General features: G+C 68.4%; 15 protein-coding genes. 6 read left to right on the forward strand and 9 right to left on the reverse strand.

From position 1 onward, the window contains the following. Positions 1-62: 62 nt before the first annotated feature. From VAR608DRAFT_RS15430 to VAR608DRAFT_RS15445, 4 genes are all read left to right on the forward strand, one after another. Complete coding sequence (locus VAR608DRAFT_RS15430; protein WP_088954854.1) at positions 63-638, forward strand: NnrU family protein; 576 nt, start codon at positions 63-65, stop codon at positions 636-638. 119 nt (positions 639-757) lie between these two features. After that, positions 758-2,563: an adenylate/guanylate cyclase domain-containing protein gene (locus VAR608DRAFT_RS15435; protein ID WP_157730991.1), complete on the forward strand. Its 1,806-nt coding sequence runs from the start codon at positions 758-760 to the stop codon at positions 2,561-2,563. Between the two features lie 35 nt (positions 2,564-2,598). Further along, a complete protein-coding gene (locus VAR608DRAFT_RS15440) occupies positions 2,599-3,732 on the forward strand; it encodes a phosphatase PAP2 family protein (RefSeq protein ID WP_088954856.1) in 1,134 nt (377 codons plus the stop codon). 27 nt (positions 3,733-3,759) lie between these two features. Then, on the forward strand, positions 3,760-5,598 hold the full coding sequence (locus VAR608DRAFT_RS15445) for a hypothetical protein (protein WP_088954857.1): 1,839 nt from the start codon (positions 3,760-3,762) through the stop codon (positions 5,596-5,598). Positions 5,599-5,607: 9 nt separating this feature from the next. Here VAR608DRAFT_RS15445 and VAR608DRAFT_RS15450 read toward each other — a convergent pair whose 3' ends face one another. From VAR608DRAFT_RS15450 to VAR608DRAFT_RS15490, 9 genes are all read right to left on the reverse strand, one after another. Beyond that, the gene (locus VAR608DRAFT_RS15450) at positions 5,608-6,222 is read right to left on the reverse strand and encodes a fumarate hydratase C-terminal domain-containing protein (protein WP_088954858.1); all 615 of its coding nucleotides are present in this window, start codon (positions 6,220-6,222) and stop codon (positions 5,608-5,610) included. An 11-nt stretch (positions 6,223-6,233) separates the two neighbouring features. Next, positions 6,234-7,103, reverse strand: a complete 870-nt coding sequence (locus VAR608DRAFT_RS15455) for a fumarate hydratase (protein ID WP_088954859.1) — start codon at positions 7,101-7,103, stop codon at positions 6,234-6,236. Between the two features lie 10 nt (positions 7,104-7,113). Then, on the reverse strand, positions 7,114-8,094 hold the full coding sequence (locus VAR608DRAFT_RS15460; RefSeq protein ID WP_088954860.1) for a ketopantoate reductase family protein: 981 nt from the start codon (positions 8,092-8,094) through the stop codon (positions 7,114-7,116). Beyond that, the gene (locus tag VAR608DRAFT_RS15465) at positions 8,091-8,942 is read right to left on the reverse strand and encodes a hypothetical protein (RefSeq protein WP_088954861.1); all 852 of its coding nucleotides are present in this window, start codon (positions 8,940-8,942) and stop codon (positions 8,091-8,093) included. The genes VAR608DRAFT_RS15460 and VAR608DRAFT_RS15465 overlap by 4 nt, the downstream gene beginning before the upstream one ends. Beyond that, complete coding sequence (locus VAR608DRAFT_RS15470) at positions 8,939-9,706, reverse strand: HpcH/HpaI aldolase family protein (RefSeq protein ID WP_231973523.1); 768 nt, start codon at positions 9,704-9,706, stop codon at positions 8,939-8,941. The genes VAR608DRAFT_RS15465 and VAR608DRAFT_RS15470 overlap by 4 nt, the downstream gene beginning before the upstream one ends. Next, complete coding sequence (locus tag VAR608DRAFT_RS15475; protein WP_088954862.1) at positions 9,703-10,347, reverse strand: flavin reductase family protein; 645 nt, start codon at positions 10,345-10,347, stop codon at positions 9,703-9,705. The genes VAR608DRAFT_RS15470 and VAR608DRAFT_RS15475 overlap by 4 nt, the downstream gene beginning before the upstream one ends. Beyond that, a complete protein-coding gene (locus tag VAR608DRAFT_RS15480; protein ID WP_088954863.1) occupies positions 10,344-11,294 on the reverse strand; it encodes an amidohydrolase family protein in 951 nt (316 codons plus the stop codon). The genes VAR608DRAFT_RS15475 and VAR608DRAFT_RS15480 overlap by 4 nt, the downstream gene beginning before the upstream one ends. Positions 11,295-11,302: 8 nt before the next feature. Further along, positions 11,303-12,262, reverse strand: a complete 960-nt coding sequence (locus VAR608DRAFT_RS15485; protein WP_088954864.1) for a Bug family tripartite tricarboxylate transporter substrate binding protein — start codon at positions 12,260-12,262, stop codon at positions 11,303-11,305. A gap of 131 nt (positions 12,263-12,393) precedes the next feature. After that, complete coding sequence (locus VAR608DRAFT_RS15490) at positions 12,394-13,272, reverse strand: DNA-binding transcriptional regulator (RefSeq protein WP_231973524.1); 879 nt, start codon at positions 13,270-13,272, stop codon at positions 12,394-12,396. Between the two features lie 21 nt (positions 13,273-13,293). Here VAR608DRAFT_RS15490 and VAR608DRAFT_RS15495 point away from each other — a divergent pair, with 21 nt between their 5' ends. Then, positions 13,294-13,842, forward strand: coding sequence for a hypothetical protein (locus tag VAR608DRAFT_RS15495; RefSeq protein WP_231973525.1), 549 nt, complete (start codon positions 13,294-13,296; stop codon positions 13,840-13,842). Between the two features lie 21 nt (positions 13,843-13,863). Further along, a complete protein-coding gene (locus VAR608DRAFT_RS15500; protein WP_088954865.1) occupies positions 13,864-14,802 on the forward strand; it encodes a LysR family transcriptional regulator in 939 nt (312 codons plus the stop codon). The last annotated feature ends 70 nt before the right edge of the window (positions 14,803-14,872 follow it).

Genomic DNA, 14,872 nt, shown 5'->3' on the forward strand with positions numbered 1-14,872 from the left:
ACGGGCACACACCGGCGCCGCAATCGCCCACAATGCGCCGTCCATTCGTCGGAGCACTTCCAATGACCCTGCTGATCCTCGGCCTCGTCCTGTTCCTCGGCGTGCACTCGCTATCGATCGTCGCGCCCGGCTGGCGCGCCGCGCAGATCGAACGGCGCGGCGAGCGCGCCTTCAAGGGCGTCTACGCGCTCGTCTCGATCATCGGCTTCGTGCTCTTGATCTACGGTTACGGCCTGGCCCGGCAGGCGCCGGTGCCGATCTATTCACCGCCGGTCGCGCTGCGGCACCTGGCGCTGGTGCTGATGCTGCCGGTGTTCCCCCTGCTCTTCGCGGCCTACATGCCGGGACGCATCCAGCGCGCCGCCAAGCATCCGATGCTGCTCGCGGTCAAGTTCTGGGCCTTGGCGCACCTGCTCGCCAACGGCACGCTCGCCGACGTGCTGCTGTTCGGCGGCTTTCTGGTGTGGGCGGTCGCGGACCGCATCTCGCTCACGCACCGCACGGTGCCGCAGAAGGTGCCCGGCGCGCCGCCGGGCGCGATGAACGACGTGATCGCGCTCGTGGGCGGGCTGGTGGTGTATGTCGTCTTCCTGTTCTGGGCGCATGCGTGGCTGATCGGGGTTTCGCCGCGCGGATAGATGTAACTCCCGCGAGACGGGATTGGGGGAACCCTATCGCGCGCTTGCATTTTCTTGCCGCATGAACGCAAGATCTCCTCCCTCGTCGCGGCATCGCAACCCCAACCTGGAGGATGACCTTGAGCGCGCCCCCCCCTAACTTCGCCCAAGCAGCGACGAGCCACGACCTCCAGCGACACGAAAAGGTGGTGCTGGTCGCCGACCTCGTCGATTCCGTGGGCCTCATGCTGAAGGACGAACTGGGCGTCATCCGGCGTTGGGGGGCTTTCATCGGTCAGGTGACCCTCAACATCCTGCCGGCCAACGAAGGGCGTCTCGTGAAGAGCTTGGGCGACGGTCTGATGGCGGAATTCAACGGCGCACCCGAGGCGGCCGCCTGCGCGCTGGCGATGCATCGCTGGCTCGACGAGTCGGAGCCGGACGCAAGCGAAGCGCCCATGCGCCTGCGCATCGGCATGCATGCTGCGCAGGTCTACGAGGACGAGCACGACATCTATGGCACCGGCGTGAATCTCGCCGCCCGCATCGCCGCGCTGGCGCAGCCGGGCCACACGGTCATGAGTTCGGCCGTCCGCGACGGCCTGACCGACGGGCTCGACGGCGAGCTCGAGGACCTGGGCGAGTGGTACCTCAAGCACGTCGACCAACCGTTGCACGTCTATGGCGTGCGAAAGGCCGGACAGCAGCCCGCGTTTCGCACCGAGCACGCCGACCCGGCGCCCTTCCGGCCGACCATCGCAGTCATGCCCTACGCCTCCCGCAACGTCGAGCTCGAGCAGTTCGCGATCGGCGACCTGATCGCGGAGGGCGTCATCGGGCGCATGAGCCGGACGCAGGAGATCAACGTGATCTCGCACCTGTCGACCTCGGCGCTGGCCCGGACATGGCGCACGCTGGATCAGGCCGAGACCCATCTCGGTGCGGACTACGTGCTGTCCGGCAGTTACGTGGTGACCGGCCACACGGTGCTCGTCTTTTCGGAGCTCGCGAGCGTCCGCCACAAGGAGGTGGAATGGACCGGCCGCGCCAAGGGCGAGCTCGAAGACCTGATGCAGCTCGACAGCGAGATCTGCGACACCATCGCCAGCGAATGCCACCAGGCGCTGCTCGAAAAAGGGGCACAGAAGGCGCTCGTGCGTCCCTTGCCGACGCTCGAGAGCTACGGCTTGCTGCTCGGCGGCATCGGGCTGATGCACAGGAGCACGAAGTCGGAATTCCTCCGTTCGCGCGAAGTGCTCGATGCGCTGATCGAGCGCCACCCGACCCACGCCCTGCCCCGCATCTGGCTCGCCAAGTGGTACATCCTGTGCGCCACGCGCGGGCTGACGGGGGACGCACGCAACCAGGCCAGCCTGGCGCTGCAGGAGACGCGTCGCGCGCTCGACGTGGAGCCCTCGCACCCGCTCGGCTGGGCGATGCAGGGCTTCGTCCAGCTGCATCTCATGAAGGACGTGGAGCACGCCCTGGAGAGTTGCAACCAGGCCCTCGACCGGTCGTTCAATGAACCGCTGGCATGGCTCTTCAAAGGCGTGGCGCACGCGTTCGACGGCGATGGCGCGCAGGCTCTGCCGGCAGGACAGAGAGCGCTCGATCTGTCGCCGCTCGATCCGCTGAAGTACTACTACCACTCGCTGATGGCCTCCATCGCCATCTCCGCGGGACAGTACGAATCGGCCATCGACTTCGCACAGCAGTCGCTCAGGGTCAACGCCGCGCACCTGTCGAGCTACCGCTCGCTGACCATCGCGCAATCGCTGGCCGGCCAGCAGGATGCCGCGCGTGCGACGCTGGCCCTGATGCTCCAGCGAGATCCCCAATTCACGGTGACGCGCTTCGCGCAAGGCTATCCCGCCCGCGACCGCGTGCCGGCCTACCTGGAGAAATTGAAAGACGCGCTTCGCGCGGCGGGCGCCAAAGAAAGCTAAGAAACGTCGCGAAACAAACCGTTGAGGAGTAAACCATGTCCCTGCTTGGTGGTTACGGCGGCTATGGGGGTTACGGTGGCTACGGGGGGTACGGCGGCTATGGTGGTTACGGAGGGTATGGCGGCTATGGGGGCGGCGGCCCCGTTCCCGGGAGCCTCGGGGACGCCTTCGCCAATCCGCTGGTGTGCACGGCGCTGGTGGCCAATCGGGATGCGACCAGCAATCCGGGCGCACCCTCGCAAACCCCGGCCAATCCAAATTTCAACGATCCGGCCAACATCCCGCGCTGGGAGAGCTGGGTTCGCTCCTACCTCGTGCAATGGGAGCTCTGCAAGGGCGTGACGGTCGACCCCAGTGGGATGGGCGCCAGCGCCATGGAGCTCAAGGCCGACGGCCAGACCATTGTGCGCATCGCACAGCCTTCGACGGCCTTCTTCGATGCTCAGCTCCATCGCGTCCTGTGCTGGGCCGACTTGCGACTGGACCGCATCCCGGAGATCCTGGCTCAGATCGACAACCAGTTCGCCTTCGTGGCGTCGGTGACCGGCCTCAATCCCGATCGCCATCGGAACACCGTCGAACTGCTGGTGAACGCCATCCAGTTCACGGTGCTGGTCGAGATGCAGTTCAAGCATGCGCTCGCCTGCTGGCGTCCCAACCAATATTCCGCGCAGGTGCAGCCGGTCATCACGACGCCGGGGCACGGCAGCTTTCCGAGCGGGCACTCGACGCAGGCGTTCATGCTGGCGCGGCTGCTCTCGTTCATGCTGCCCACGGGGGCCTATTTCGATTCGATGCGGGAGCAGCTGTACCGCCAGGCCGCCCGCATTGCCACCAACCGCGTCATTGCCGGCGTGCACTTTCCGGCAGACAGCGTGGTCGGGCGCCTGCTCGGCCACAGCATTGCCGAGTACATCATCGCCCGTCTCACGCAGGGGAATGCAGGCCGGGTGGTGTATCGCGAATTCGACGCGAGCGTGGCTACGGCGACGGCCGGCAAGGACCTCGACCTCGATCTGGTCCAGCCGATCGACACGCTCTACACGCCCGGTCCGTTCAATTGCTACCAGATCCACGGGCAGGTGGGTGTCAACACCGCAGCGGCCCCTTCGGTGCTCACCGAGCTCTTCAACGAGGGCCAGGCGGAGCGCGCCGCCCTGGCGATGTGAACGAGCACCCGTGCCGGGGAGCGGATCATGCAGAAACCCTTGGAACTGCCACTCAGCCTCGTCTTTAACGCGGACGCCTATCTGCAGTGGGCAATGCTGACAAAGTTCAAATACTTCAACCTGAAACCGTCCGACACTTATGCGGTGCTGGTCGAGTTCAGCGGGCCACTCGAGCGAAGCGCGATCGAAAAGATGCGCATCCCAGAACTCATCTGGATCACGTCGTACGAAGGCCATCTCTATGCGGCAATCAACCTCTCCAAGGAGGGATTCGAGGAGCATTTCGTTGACCAATTGCAGTTGCTTCAACAGTCCGGCCTGCTCTGTCTAGAGCTTGCGGCGCCGACAGGCATGCTCGTGCCGGAGTTTCCCAAGGGCGTCGCGCCGGGCTCCGATACGGTCATCGGCGTCATCGACGATGGCTGCCCGTTCGCTCATGTGCACTTGAGGGGTGAGGCGCCGAACGAGCCCGCCGTCCGGTTCATCTGGGACCAGGGCAGCGGGGTCTTCTTCACCGAGCCCGACTTGCAGGCGTTGATGGCCGGTGCGACTTCGGCCATCGGCTCGATCGACGAAGACTCCGCCTACCTCGCGAGCGGCCTGCCCAGCCTGCGCTCCGCTACCAGTCACGGCGCCCAGGTCCTGAGCCACGCGAGCGGCCATGCGCACGACACGAAACCCCTGCCTCCGCATATCCCCAATCCGATCGACATCGCTTTCGTGCAATTCCCGGGTGACGCCCTCGACCACCCCAACGGCGAATGGCTCCACCACTTGGCGTTGCGTGGTATTCAAGCGATTCGCGCCTACGCCCGCGACATGTGCAAGAAGAAGGCCTCACGCATCCTGATCAATCTCAGTTACGGACCTCGCACCGGCCCGCACGACGGCACATCGATCCTCGAGAAGGCGATCGATGCCATCACAGCCCAGGCCGTGAAGGACGGCTACGACCTGCGCGTCGTCGTTCCGAGTGGCAACAGCCACCTGTCCAGGGCGCATGCGCAATTCGACCTGGCTCGAGGGGGCGGCGTCATCGACTGGCACGTCGCGCCGGACACCCAGACGCCGTGCTATCTCGAGATCTGGCTTCCCCTGAACACGCCGATCGGCGACCTCGAGATCTTCCTGAAGGCGCCCAACGGGGAAGAGATTCCGGCGCAATACCCGGGCATCCACCATTCCGCGAACGAGACCGCGTGGACGGTCGCGGTCCATGTCTGCGGCGATACGGCGAAAAAGATGGTTCTGATGATCGTGACGCCGACGGCCCGCTCGACGGGGACGGACTGGCTCGGGGGGCTCCCGTTGGCGACGGCGGGACGATGGAAGGTCGCGGTCAAGGTGCGGCCGGGCTGCGTGGTTCCCGGCATCGCCGACGCCTATCTCGCGCGCAACGAGCCGAACCTGGGACGCATCCGCCGCGGCTACGACGGCTACTTCGATAGTCCCAACTACGACCCGAAGCGGTACTTGAAGGAATCATCGCAGCTCGATGTCAAACCAAGCTCCATCGGGCCCGCCGAAGTGGTCGCGGCCGGCAGCATCAACGGCATCGCGACCGGAGCGAAGTCCGACGTCATCGCCGCGTACTACGCATCCGCACCTGGCATGCCCAGCAGCTACAGCAGCGGCGACCCGAGCCGTGGCGCGCGCAAACAGCCCGACTGGGCCTACCCGGGCGACGACAGCAAGGTGCTCAGCGGACGACTGGCGGGCGGAAACCGCAGCGCTACCGTGATGCGGCTGGTCGGCACAAGCTTCACGGCGCCCCAGTTCGTCTACGAATCGATCGTGCTTCCGCTGCCCCCGGTGACTCCGTCCAACCCGCCGCGAACGGAGCGTCTGGGCGATGGGTGCCGCTGAGGGGCCTACCTAGCGCTGCGCGTCCATCTGCGCCACGATCGACGGCAGGCGCTCTTGCGCCTGCGCGCGCAGCTGCTCGTAGACGCTGCCGCCGTGCGCATCGATGGCCACGGTCGCAGGGCCCAGCGCCCGGACCTCGAGCGTGACCAGCCGGAACTGCGAGATGTAGTCGGACCAGTGCACCGCCACCACGCGCCGGATGGCCTGCGCCAGCAGCGTGCAGCCGCCGCCCAGGAAAGAGAGGTAGACGCAGCCCTGGCGCTGCAGGGCCTGGACGCTGGCGGCGTCCAGGCCGCCCTTGCCGCCGACCAGGCGCAGGCCGCAGCCCTCGATCAGGCGCGGCATGTAGGCGTTGTAGCGGGTGCTGGTGGTCGGGTTCAGGTACAGCGCCTCGTGCGTGCCGTCGCCGGCCTCCCGGTTGAAGCAGCTCAGGTGCATGAACGCGCCGTCTTTCAGGTCCACCGGCAGCGGCTCGCCGGCGTCGAGATGTTCCACCACGCGCTGGTGCGTCGGCAGCCCGATGGTCATCGTGACCAGGCCGTTCAGCAGCACCATGTCGCCGACCTGCAGGCGGTCGACCGCTTCGCGCGCCAGCGGAAGGTTCAGCGTGTGCGTCGTGCTCATGTCTTTCTTTCTCACTCGATTCGCTCGACGCGCCCGTCGTCGTGGATGCGGGCGCGCGTGCGGCGGTTGATCCAGCAGTTCAGGCTGACCGCCACCGGCACGAAGCCATGCGAGCCCGAATGATTGATGTGCACCGCCATCGCGGTGGCGTCGCCGCCGGTGCCCATGGGGCCGAAGCCGAGCGCGTTGATGGCGGTCAGCAGGCGCTTTTCCATGCCGTCGAGCACTGGCTCGGGATTGGGTTGGCCGAAGGGCCGCAGCACCGCTTCCTTGGCGATGCGCGCCGCGTGGTCGAAGGTGCCGCCGATGCCCACGCCCACCACCATCGGCGGGCAGGCCTGGGAGCCGGCCTTGACCACGGTGTCCAGCACGTAGCGCTCGATGGTTTCCAGCGAGGGATAGACGAAGGTCTCCAGCGCCTCCCAGCGACCGGTGCCCATGGCCTTGGGCGCGCAGGTGATGTCGATGTAGTCGGCCTCGTCGATGACGTCGAAGCTCGTGATCGGGATGTCCTTGCCCTGGTGGCTGCGCTCGTGCGTGAGCGGGTTCGTCACCATCTTGAGGATCGGCGGGTCGATGCGCGCGGCCAGCAGCGCGAAGCCGTCGACGATGGCCTGGCGCACCGGCCCGTCGAAGCGCGCGCGCGTTCCGATCTTGATGCTGTAGACCGGAATGCCGACGTCGGAGCAGACCAGTCCGCTCTTCTCCTCGGCGGCGGCGGCGCTCTTGAGCATGATGGTCAGCGTCTTGCGGCCGACCTCGCTGCGTTCGCGCTCGCCCGCGGTGTGCAGCGCCTGCCGGGTGTCTTCGGGAATCTTCTTGAGCGACCACTCGTAGAGGTCGGCCGTGAGTTGCTTGATCTGTTCGCTGGTGATGGGCATGGCGTGTCGTTCAGGCTGCCGGCAGGCCGGCGGTACGGGCGCGCAGGCGCGCAAGCCCCAGCACGGCATCGAGGGTGGGGACGGGCATCGCGACCGCGGCGGCGCATTCGACCAGCGCGCCGAGGATGGCGTCGATCTCCACCGCGCGGCCGCTCTCCAGGTCCTGCAGCATCGAGGTCTTGATGTGGCCGAGCTGCCGCGTCTGGGCGATGCGGCGGGCCGGATCCACGTCGAGCTTGAGCCCGAGACGGCCGCCGACGCCGATGGCCTCCTCCATCATGCGCATGAAGAGCGCGTGCAGCGAAGGCTCGTCGATCATCTCGTCGCTCGCCGCGCCGGTGAGCAGGCTCACCGGGTTGAAGCAGGCGTTGCCCAGCAGCTTGACCCAGATGTCGCGCCGGATCCCGGCGCTGGGCTGGGCGTCGAAGCCGGCCGCCTGCAGCCGCAGGGCCAGTGCATCCACGCGCGCGCTGGCGCCGCCGCCGGGCTCGCCGAGGAGCAGGCGCGTGCCGGCGCTGTGCCGCACCACGCCGGGCTGCGGGCAATGGCAGGAGGCGAACACGCTCAGGCCCAGCACCTGCGGCAGCGGGATGGCGTGTTCGAGCGCGCCCTCCGGGTCCACGCTCGCGAGCCGCAGGCCGCTGCAGGGCTGGCCGGGCGCCAGGAAGTACCACCAGGGCAGGCCGTTGCAGGCGCTCAGCAGCAGCGTGCCTTCGTGCATCAGCGCGCGCAGCGACGGTGCCAGGGCGGGCAGCGAGAGCGCCTTGACGGCAACCAGCACGACATCCTGCGGGCCGAGCTCGGCCGCGCTCGCAGCGGCACGCACCCGCGCGGTGTCGACCCGGCCGCCGCTGTGCAGCTCGATGCCGTGTTCGGCGATGCGCGCCAGCGTCGCGCCGCGCGCCAGCACGCTCACCGCCTCGCCCGCCAGGGCCAGCCGCGCCCCCAGCCAGCCGCCGATGGCGCCGGCACCCACGATCGCGACCTTCATGCCGGCATCGGGTAGTCGCCGGCGTTGGCCACCGCGCCGGGCTTGGAGGAGAAGTCCATGCGCGGCGGGGCGAAGATGTCCAGCAGCCAGGAGCCGCCCTCGTTGACGTTGCGGCTGGTGTGTATCACCTTGGGCGGCACCACGGCCAGCGAGGGGCTGTCCACCTCGAGGTGCTCGTCGTCGCGCCAGGCGTTCATGTCGGCGGTCCACGGATAGCGCAGGTGGTGCACCCAGCGGCCGCGGACCGCGAGCGATCCCTGCTCGAAGTCGGCATGCGAGTGGGGGCTGAGCTTGCGCACGTCGCGCGGCACCGGGCGCGGCAGCATCACGTTCACCATCAGGTTGGTGCTGCGGAAGATGCGCATGTTGCTGTCGGGCTGGGTGAACGCGGACAGCGGGTAGTGGCGCAGACGGAAGCCATCGGCCGGCGTCGGCCACGGCACCAGCGGCGCGACCTCGGGCGTGGGCTGGGCATAGTCGGCCGCGTTGTCGGCCAGGGCCAGCAAGTCTTCGGCGCGGTGCGAGTAGATGCAGACGATCTGGCCGTCCTGCGCGGCGACGATCTCGCTCGCGCCCGGCGGCACGATGGTCAGCGACTCCGGCGCGGCCTCGATCGATTCCCGGCCCGCGCTGATGGTGGCCGCGGCATCGGGCAGGAACACCATGTACTCGTCGGGCTGCTCGCTGCGCGCGAGCCGTGCGCCGGCGGTGACCGAGGACACGGCGACGATGAAGTTGGCGCCGCGCGCGACCCAGGTGCGGACGCCGGGCGTCTCGATCTGCGGCGGCCGTTCGTGGTGGCGCACGCAGGAAGCGGCGCGCGAGGTCGGGGTGGAGGTGGTGGTCATGCTTGCAGGGTCCTGGAACTGTTGGAACGGGCGATGGCCTGCGCGCCCTGGCGCAGCAGCGACTGGTCGGAGCCCTGGACGAACCAGCGCACGCCCAGCGCCAGGTACTTCTCGCGCTCGGCGGTGCTGCCGACGAACATGCCCACGGTGCTGCCCGCGGCCAGGCCGGCGCGGATCACATGCTCGGTGGCTTCGAACACGCGCGGGTGCTGGGCGTCGTCCAGGCCCATCGACAGGGCCAGATCGGCACGGCCGATGAAGATGCCGCCCACGCCCGCCACGGCGGCGATGCGTTGCGCCTGCTCCACCGCCGGCGCGCTTTCGATCTGGCAGATCACAACGTTGCGGTCGCCCTCTGCGATGGCGCCCTTCATGCCCAGGGCGCCGTAGCCGGCGGCACGGGGCGAGCTGGAGTAGCCGCGGTCGCCGCCCACGTAGCGGCAATGCGCGACCACCTCGCGTGCGTGTTCGGCGCTCTCCACGTGCGGGACCAGCACGCCGGCCGCGCCCATGTCCAGCACCGAGAGAAGGCCGGCCGCCGAGCGGTCCGGCACGCGCACGAACAAGGGCAGGCCGCTGGCGCGGCCGGCGATCATCGCGAGGTCGATGGCGGCCCGGTCGAAAGGCGCATGTTCGGCATCGAGCACCGCGAAGTCCAGGCCGCAGCCGCCGAGGATCTCGATCGTTTGCGCAGAGGTGGTCTTGACGAAGGTGCCGGCGTGAAACGCGTCACCCCGGGGCAGCTCATAGCTTGTGGTCATCATCGTTCGCTGCTCCGTTCACCCGGCGGGCGCTGCAATGCGGGACGGTGGAAGATCTCGCCGAGGGCGGCGTAGAAGGGACCGCCAAGCCGCGCGATGGGGCGCAGCCTCACGCTGTCCACATGGCGGCCGTCGTACACCGTGTCGGAAAGGTGGAAGGCCAGCACTTCGCCGATGTAGAGCGTGTTGAGCCCGCGGCCCAGCGTGACGGCCTGGTCCAGCCGGCATTCCAGATGCACCGGCGAGACCGCGATGCGCGGCACCGGCGTCGCGTGCCCGGGCAGCAGATCGATGCCCAGGGCTTCCGGCTCGCCCACCTCGGGCGGATAGTCGGCGCCGCTCAGGTGCATCGTCTCCATCAAGGCCTCGGTCGCCACGTTGACGCAGAACCAGCCGGTCTCGCGGATGTTGCGCGCCGTGTCCTTCAGATCGCCCAGCCGCGTGCCGATGTTCACCGCCACCATCGGCGGGCTGTGCGCGACGTAGTTGTACGAGCTGAAAGGCGCGGCGTTCACCCGGCCGTCGCGGCTCACGGTGGTGATCCACGCCACCGGACGCGGCACCACCACGCCGCAGATCAGGCGGTAGGCCGTGGCCGTGTCCATGCCGGCCGCGCTGACGGTGGTGAAGCAGTGCTGCGTCACTTCTGCGCCTTCACGCCGCCCTTGACGAACACGCGGCGGCCCGTGTCGTGCCAGACGGCGCGCTGCTCCTGCGGATTCAGCAGCACCGAGGCATCGAGCATGCGCTGCACCATGTCCTCGTAGGTGCCCGACGAGGTGCCGATGTCCGAGCCCCACATGATGTGGTCGGCGCCGAACATGTCGACGGCGCGGCGCAGCACCTTCTCGGCCGGGATGCCGGCCTCGCGGCAGATGTCGAGGTTGATGGACGTGAACTTGAAGAAGATGTTGGCGCGGCCGGCCAGCTTCTCGTAGCGCTCGTCGAGGCCGAAGTGCGCGCCCTCCTCCATCTCGGGCTCCAGCAGATGGTCCAGCACGATGCGCACGTCGGGGTAGTCGCGCGCCAGTTCGAGGATCGACGGGATCGACGGCCCGCCGCCGCCCTGCGACAGCACTTCGAGGTCCATCACCAGCCCGGCCTGCTGTGCGACCTCCCAGGTCTTCAGCGCCATCGGCGAGTTGAGCCAGGGCATGCTGCCGTCGGGCTTGCGTCCGCCGAAGAGGCGCACGCCCGCCAGCCCGTGCCGGTCGATCCAGGTCCTGACGAGCCCGGACGTGGCCGGGTCTTCCGCATCCAGGATGACCACCGCGGAGAACAGCTCGGGGTAGCGGTCCGACGAATCGAGGATGTAGCTGTTGTCGTAGCGGTAGATCATCCGCTTCTGCACGGCGACGATGCCGTCGACGTTCTCCTCCTCCATCCAGCGCAGCATGCGCAGGGCATCGGGGACTTCGTTGATCGGGTTCGGGCCGTGCTGGCCGCCCGGCCTGCCGATCACGCCGGGTGGACGGTAGGGCGCGTCGGCGGCGCGCTGCATGGGGTTGCGGGGATAGCGGGCCTGGTCGTCGGCGACCAGGTGCGCATGCGAGTCGAACAGCAGCGGGCGGATGGAGTCAGGGGTGCTCATGGGGGTTCTCAGTCGAGGGTGATGCCGGCGGTCGCGATGACCTTCTTCCATTTGGCGCTGTCGGTGCTCATCAGCTGCGCGAGCTGCTGGGCAGTGCCGCCGAGCGGGTTGGCGCCGAACTGCGCCAGCTTGGCGCGCGCCTCCGGCGTGGCGAGGATGGCGTTGATCTCCTTGTTGAGACGCTCCACCACCGCGGCCGGCAGGCCGGCCGGCCCGACGACCGCGAACCACACGGTCGCGTCCACGTCGATGCCCTGCTCGAGCGCGGTGGGCACCTCGGGCAGGCCCGCGAAGCGCTGGCGCGAAGTGACGGCCAGGCCCTTGAGCTTGCCCGCCTGGACGTGGGACACCACGGCCGTCAACGGCAGGCTGAGCGCATCGACGTTGCCGCCCAGCACGTCGGTGATGGCCGGCGTGTCGCCCTTGTAGGGCACGTTGAGCGTGTCGATCCTGGCCTGCGACTTGACCAGTTCCACCGCGAGGTGGCCCATGGTGCCGTTGCCCGGGTGCGCGACCGACAGCTTGCCCGGCCTGGCGCGCGCCTGCTCGACGAACTCCTTCAGGTTGGCGGCCTTCACGCCCGGATGCGCGGCGATCAGGATCGGGATCTCCCCCACCGCCGCGACCGGCGCCAGCTTGGCCGGATCGAAAGGCAGGCTCTTGTAGAGGAACTTGTTGTTGGCCAGCGGGCCGGAGGTCGACAGCGCCAGCGTGTAGCCGTCGGGCGCGGCCTTGGCCACGATCTCGGTGCCGAGGTTGCCGCCCGCGCCGGCCCGGTTGTCCACCACCACGGCCTGGCCGAGGCGCTCGCCCAGGCGTTGCGCCAGCAGCCGGCCCACCGCATCGGTGCTGCCGCCGGCCGGGAATGGAATCACCAGCGTGATCGGCTTGGCGGGCCACTCCGTGGCCCAGGCCGGCGCGAGGGTGCAGAGCGCCATCGCCGCGGCGATGGCCGTGCGTCGTTTCATCGAGGTCTCCTTGTGTAGTCCGGTTGCGTGCCGCGCACACCCCGTTCGATGCGGGAATCATCGGCCAGCCGCGTCCCTGCACCAAGCCGGGATTCAGGACTTTCCGCGCGGCGGAAAGTTGGCGCCGCGGCTCAGGACAAGGCGTCGAGCCCGCGCGAGATCGCCTCGGCCGCCTCCTTGAGCGGCGGCAGGAAACGCTCGACCGCCTGCGCGGTGGAAAGCGCCGAGCTGAACCAGGTCAGCCCGATGGTCGCGACCACCCGCGCACCCTCGAAGATGGGCACCGCGATCGTCGACGACTCGGGCCGCACCCGCGGGTCGCGCAGTGCATAGCCGAGCTCGCGCACCTCGGCCAGCATGCGGCGGATGTCCGCGGCGCTGCCCGCATCGCGGTCCTCGGGCCGTCCGTCGTGCGTCAGCAGCTCGATCAGCGCCTCCTGCGACTGCGGGTCGCAGAACGCCAGGTAGGCGCGCCCCAGGGCCTGGCTCAGCAGGCTCAGCCGCATGTTGATGGTGGAATGGAAGAAGGACAGCGGCGAGCTCGGGATAGTGCTGTAGCGCACGATCATCGCGTCGCCGTCGTGCACCGACACAGACACCGGCCACTTGAGCTTCTGCGTCAATGCGTCGGCAATCGCGCTGGAAGCCTCCACGATGCGCGGCTCGCTGTGATAGCCGCTGGACAGCGCCACGACCTCCGACGTGAGGTAGTAGGCACCGTACTGCGGCGCGCGCTTGACCAGGCCGTCGGACTCCAGCGTCTGCAACAGGCGCACGATCGTCGGCTTGGGGATGTCGGTTTGCTTGTGGAGGGTGTCGATCGAAGACACCGGCTGCCGGTTGAGGGCGCGCAGGATCTTCAGGGCCCGGACCACGACGTTGACGGGGCGCGCTGCTGGCATGTGCGGATTGTGGCGCGCCGCCGGCTGCTGCACCTTGGTTGTCGCGTCACCAGGCAGCGAAGCGCGATACTTGGCCTCTCCAGAGCCGCCGCCATGGTGCGCGGCCATCGCCTTGCCTCTTGCCTCCTCATGCCAAGTCCGTTCCTGCGCCTCCTCCATCCCCTCGCTTTTCCAGCCCCCGCGAGCCGCATCCTGTCGGTCGGCGCGTTCATCGGCGCAGCTTCGGTGGCCGCCCAGGCCCAGGCGCTGCCACCGGGCGTCCACCTGGGCATGACCGCGCAGGAACTGCAGGCCGCGCTGCCGGCCGCCGAACCGGTGTCGCGCCCGCAGCGGCTGTCGGGCGGACTGCTGGGCAGTTGGCGGGCCGAGCCCGCGCCCATCGCCGGGCTGATGTTCAAGCCGACTTTCTACTTCGCCGACGGGCAATTGAGACGCGTCGAATACGACGCCTCGGCGCAAGGCCTGCCTGACAGTGGCGAGGCCGCGTTCTCGGCGCTGCTGAAATGGGGCCGGGGTGCCTTCGGCAACGAACTCGCAGCCCTCGATCCGGGCAGCACCTCCGTGGCATGGATCAGCGGCGAGTTCGACGTGATCCTGCAGCGCAGCGGCGAAGCGCACCGGGCGAACCTGCGCCTGATCTACAAGCAGCGCCAGCTGCGCGACGCCAGCGAGCTCTGACGCCATCGCCCCGTCGCTGCCATGCACATCACCCTGCGTCAACTGAAGTACTTCGTCGAAATTGCGCGCAGCCGCAGCTTCTCGCGCGCTGCGCAGCAGCTCGGAATCGCGCAGCCGGCCTTGAGCCAGAACATCGCGGCGCTGGAAGACGAGTTGGGTGCCAAGCTCTTCGAACGCCATGCCAAAGGGGTGGATCTTTCCCCCGAAGGCCAGCGCCTCTATGAGCGCGCCGTGGAGCTCATCTCAGGTTTCGACGCACTTCGCGGCGACGTGCACGGCCACGACGTACTGCCTGTGGGCCCGGTCCGGCTGATGGTTGCCGGTTCGGTGGCCGGTGTGGTCATCGCCCCGCTTCTTGCCGCGGTCGCCACAAGGTACCCGGGCATCCGGCTGACGGTCAGCGACGGACTGTCCTCCGAGGTCCGGCTTCAGGTGGAAGCCGGTCACGCTCAGCTCGCCCTCATGCCCAGTCCCTCCGAGCTGCAGGGCATGGACGCGATGCCGGTGTTCGAAGAGCGCTTCATGGTCTTTGGGGCCGCAAAGCTGATGCGGCGTGAGCCGGCGGAGATTGCTTTCGCACAGATCGCGCAGCGCCCACTGGCCGCCCCGGACCGCGCCCACGACCTGCGCAAGATCATCGAGCGCGCTGCCCTTGCGATTGACCGGCCCCTGGACGTGCGCTACGAGCTGAACAGCCCTCCGATGCTGGTGGCAGTCGTGAAGGAAGGACTGGCCTATGCCATCCTGCCCCCGAGCAGTTGCATCGAGGCCGTCGCGGCCAAATCAATCGTGGGCCGCCCCATCGCCGGAACGGAGCTGAGCCGGGTGCAGGCCATCGTCTGGCCGCAGCAGCGTCCACTTTCGCCAGCGTCCATGGCGGTGCGCGACCTGCTTGCCGAGGTCGTGCGTGAGCAATTGGAGGCAGGCCTGCTGTACGGGCGGCTCATCGAAAGGCCATAAGAAATTCCGAAGCCTCGGTAGTCGAAGACTGTATTGGATTCGAGCGCCGGCCTTCTCCACACTCCGATGC

This window comes from Variovorax sp. HW608 (genome assembly GCF_900090195.1).
Lineage (GTDB): Bacteria > Pseudomonadota > Gammaproteobacteria > Burkholderiales > Burkholderiaceae_C > Variovorax.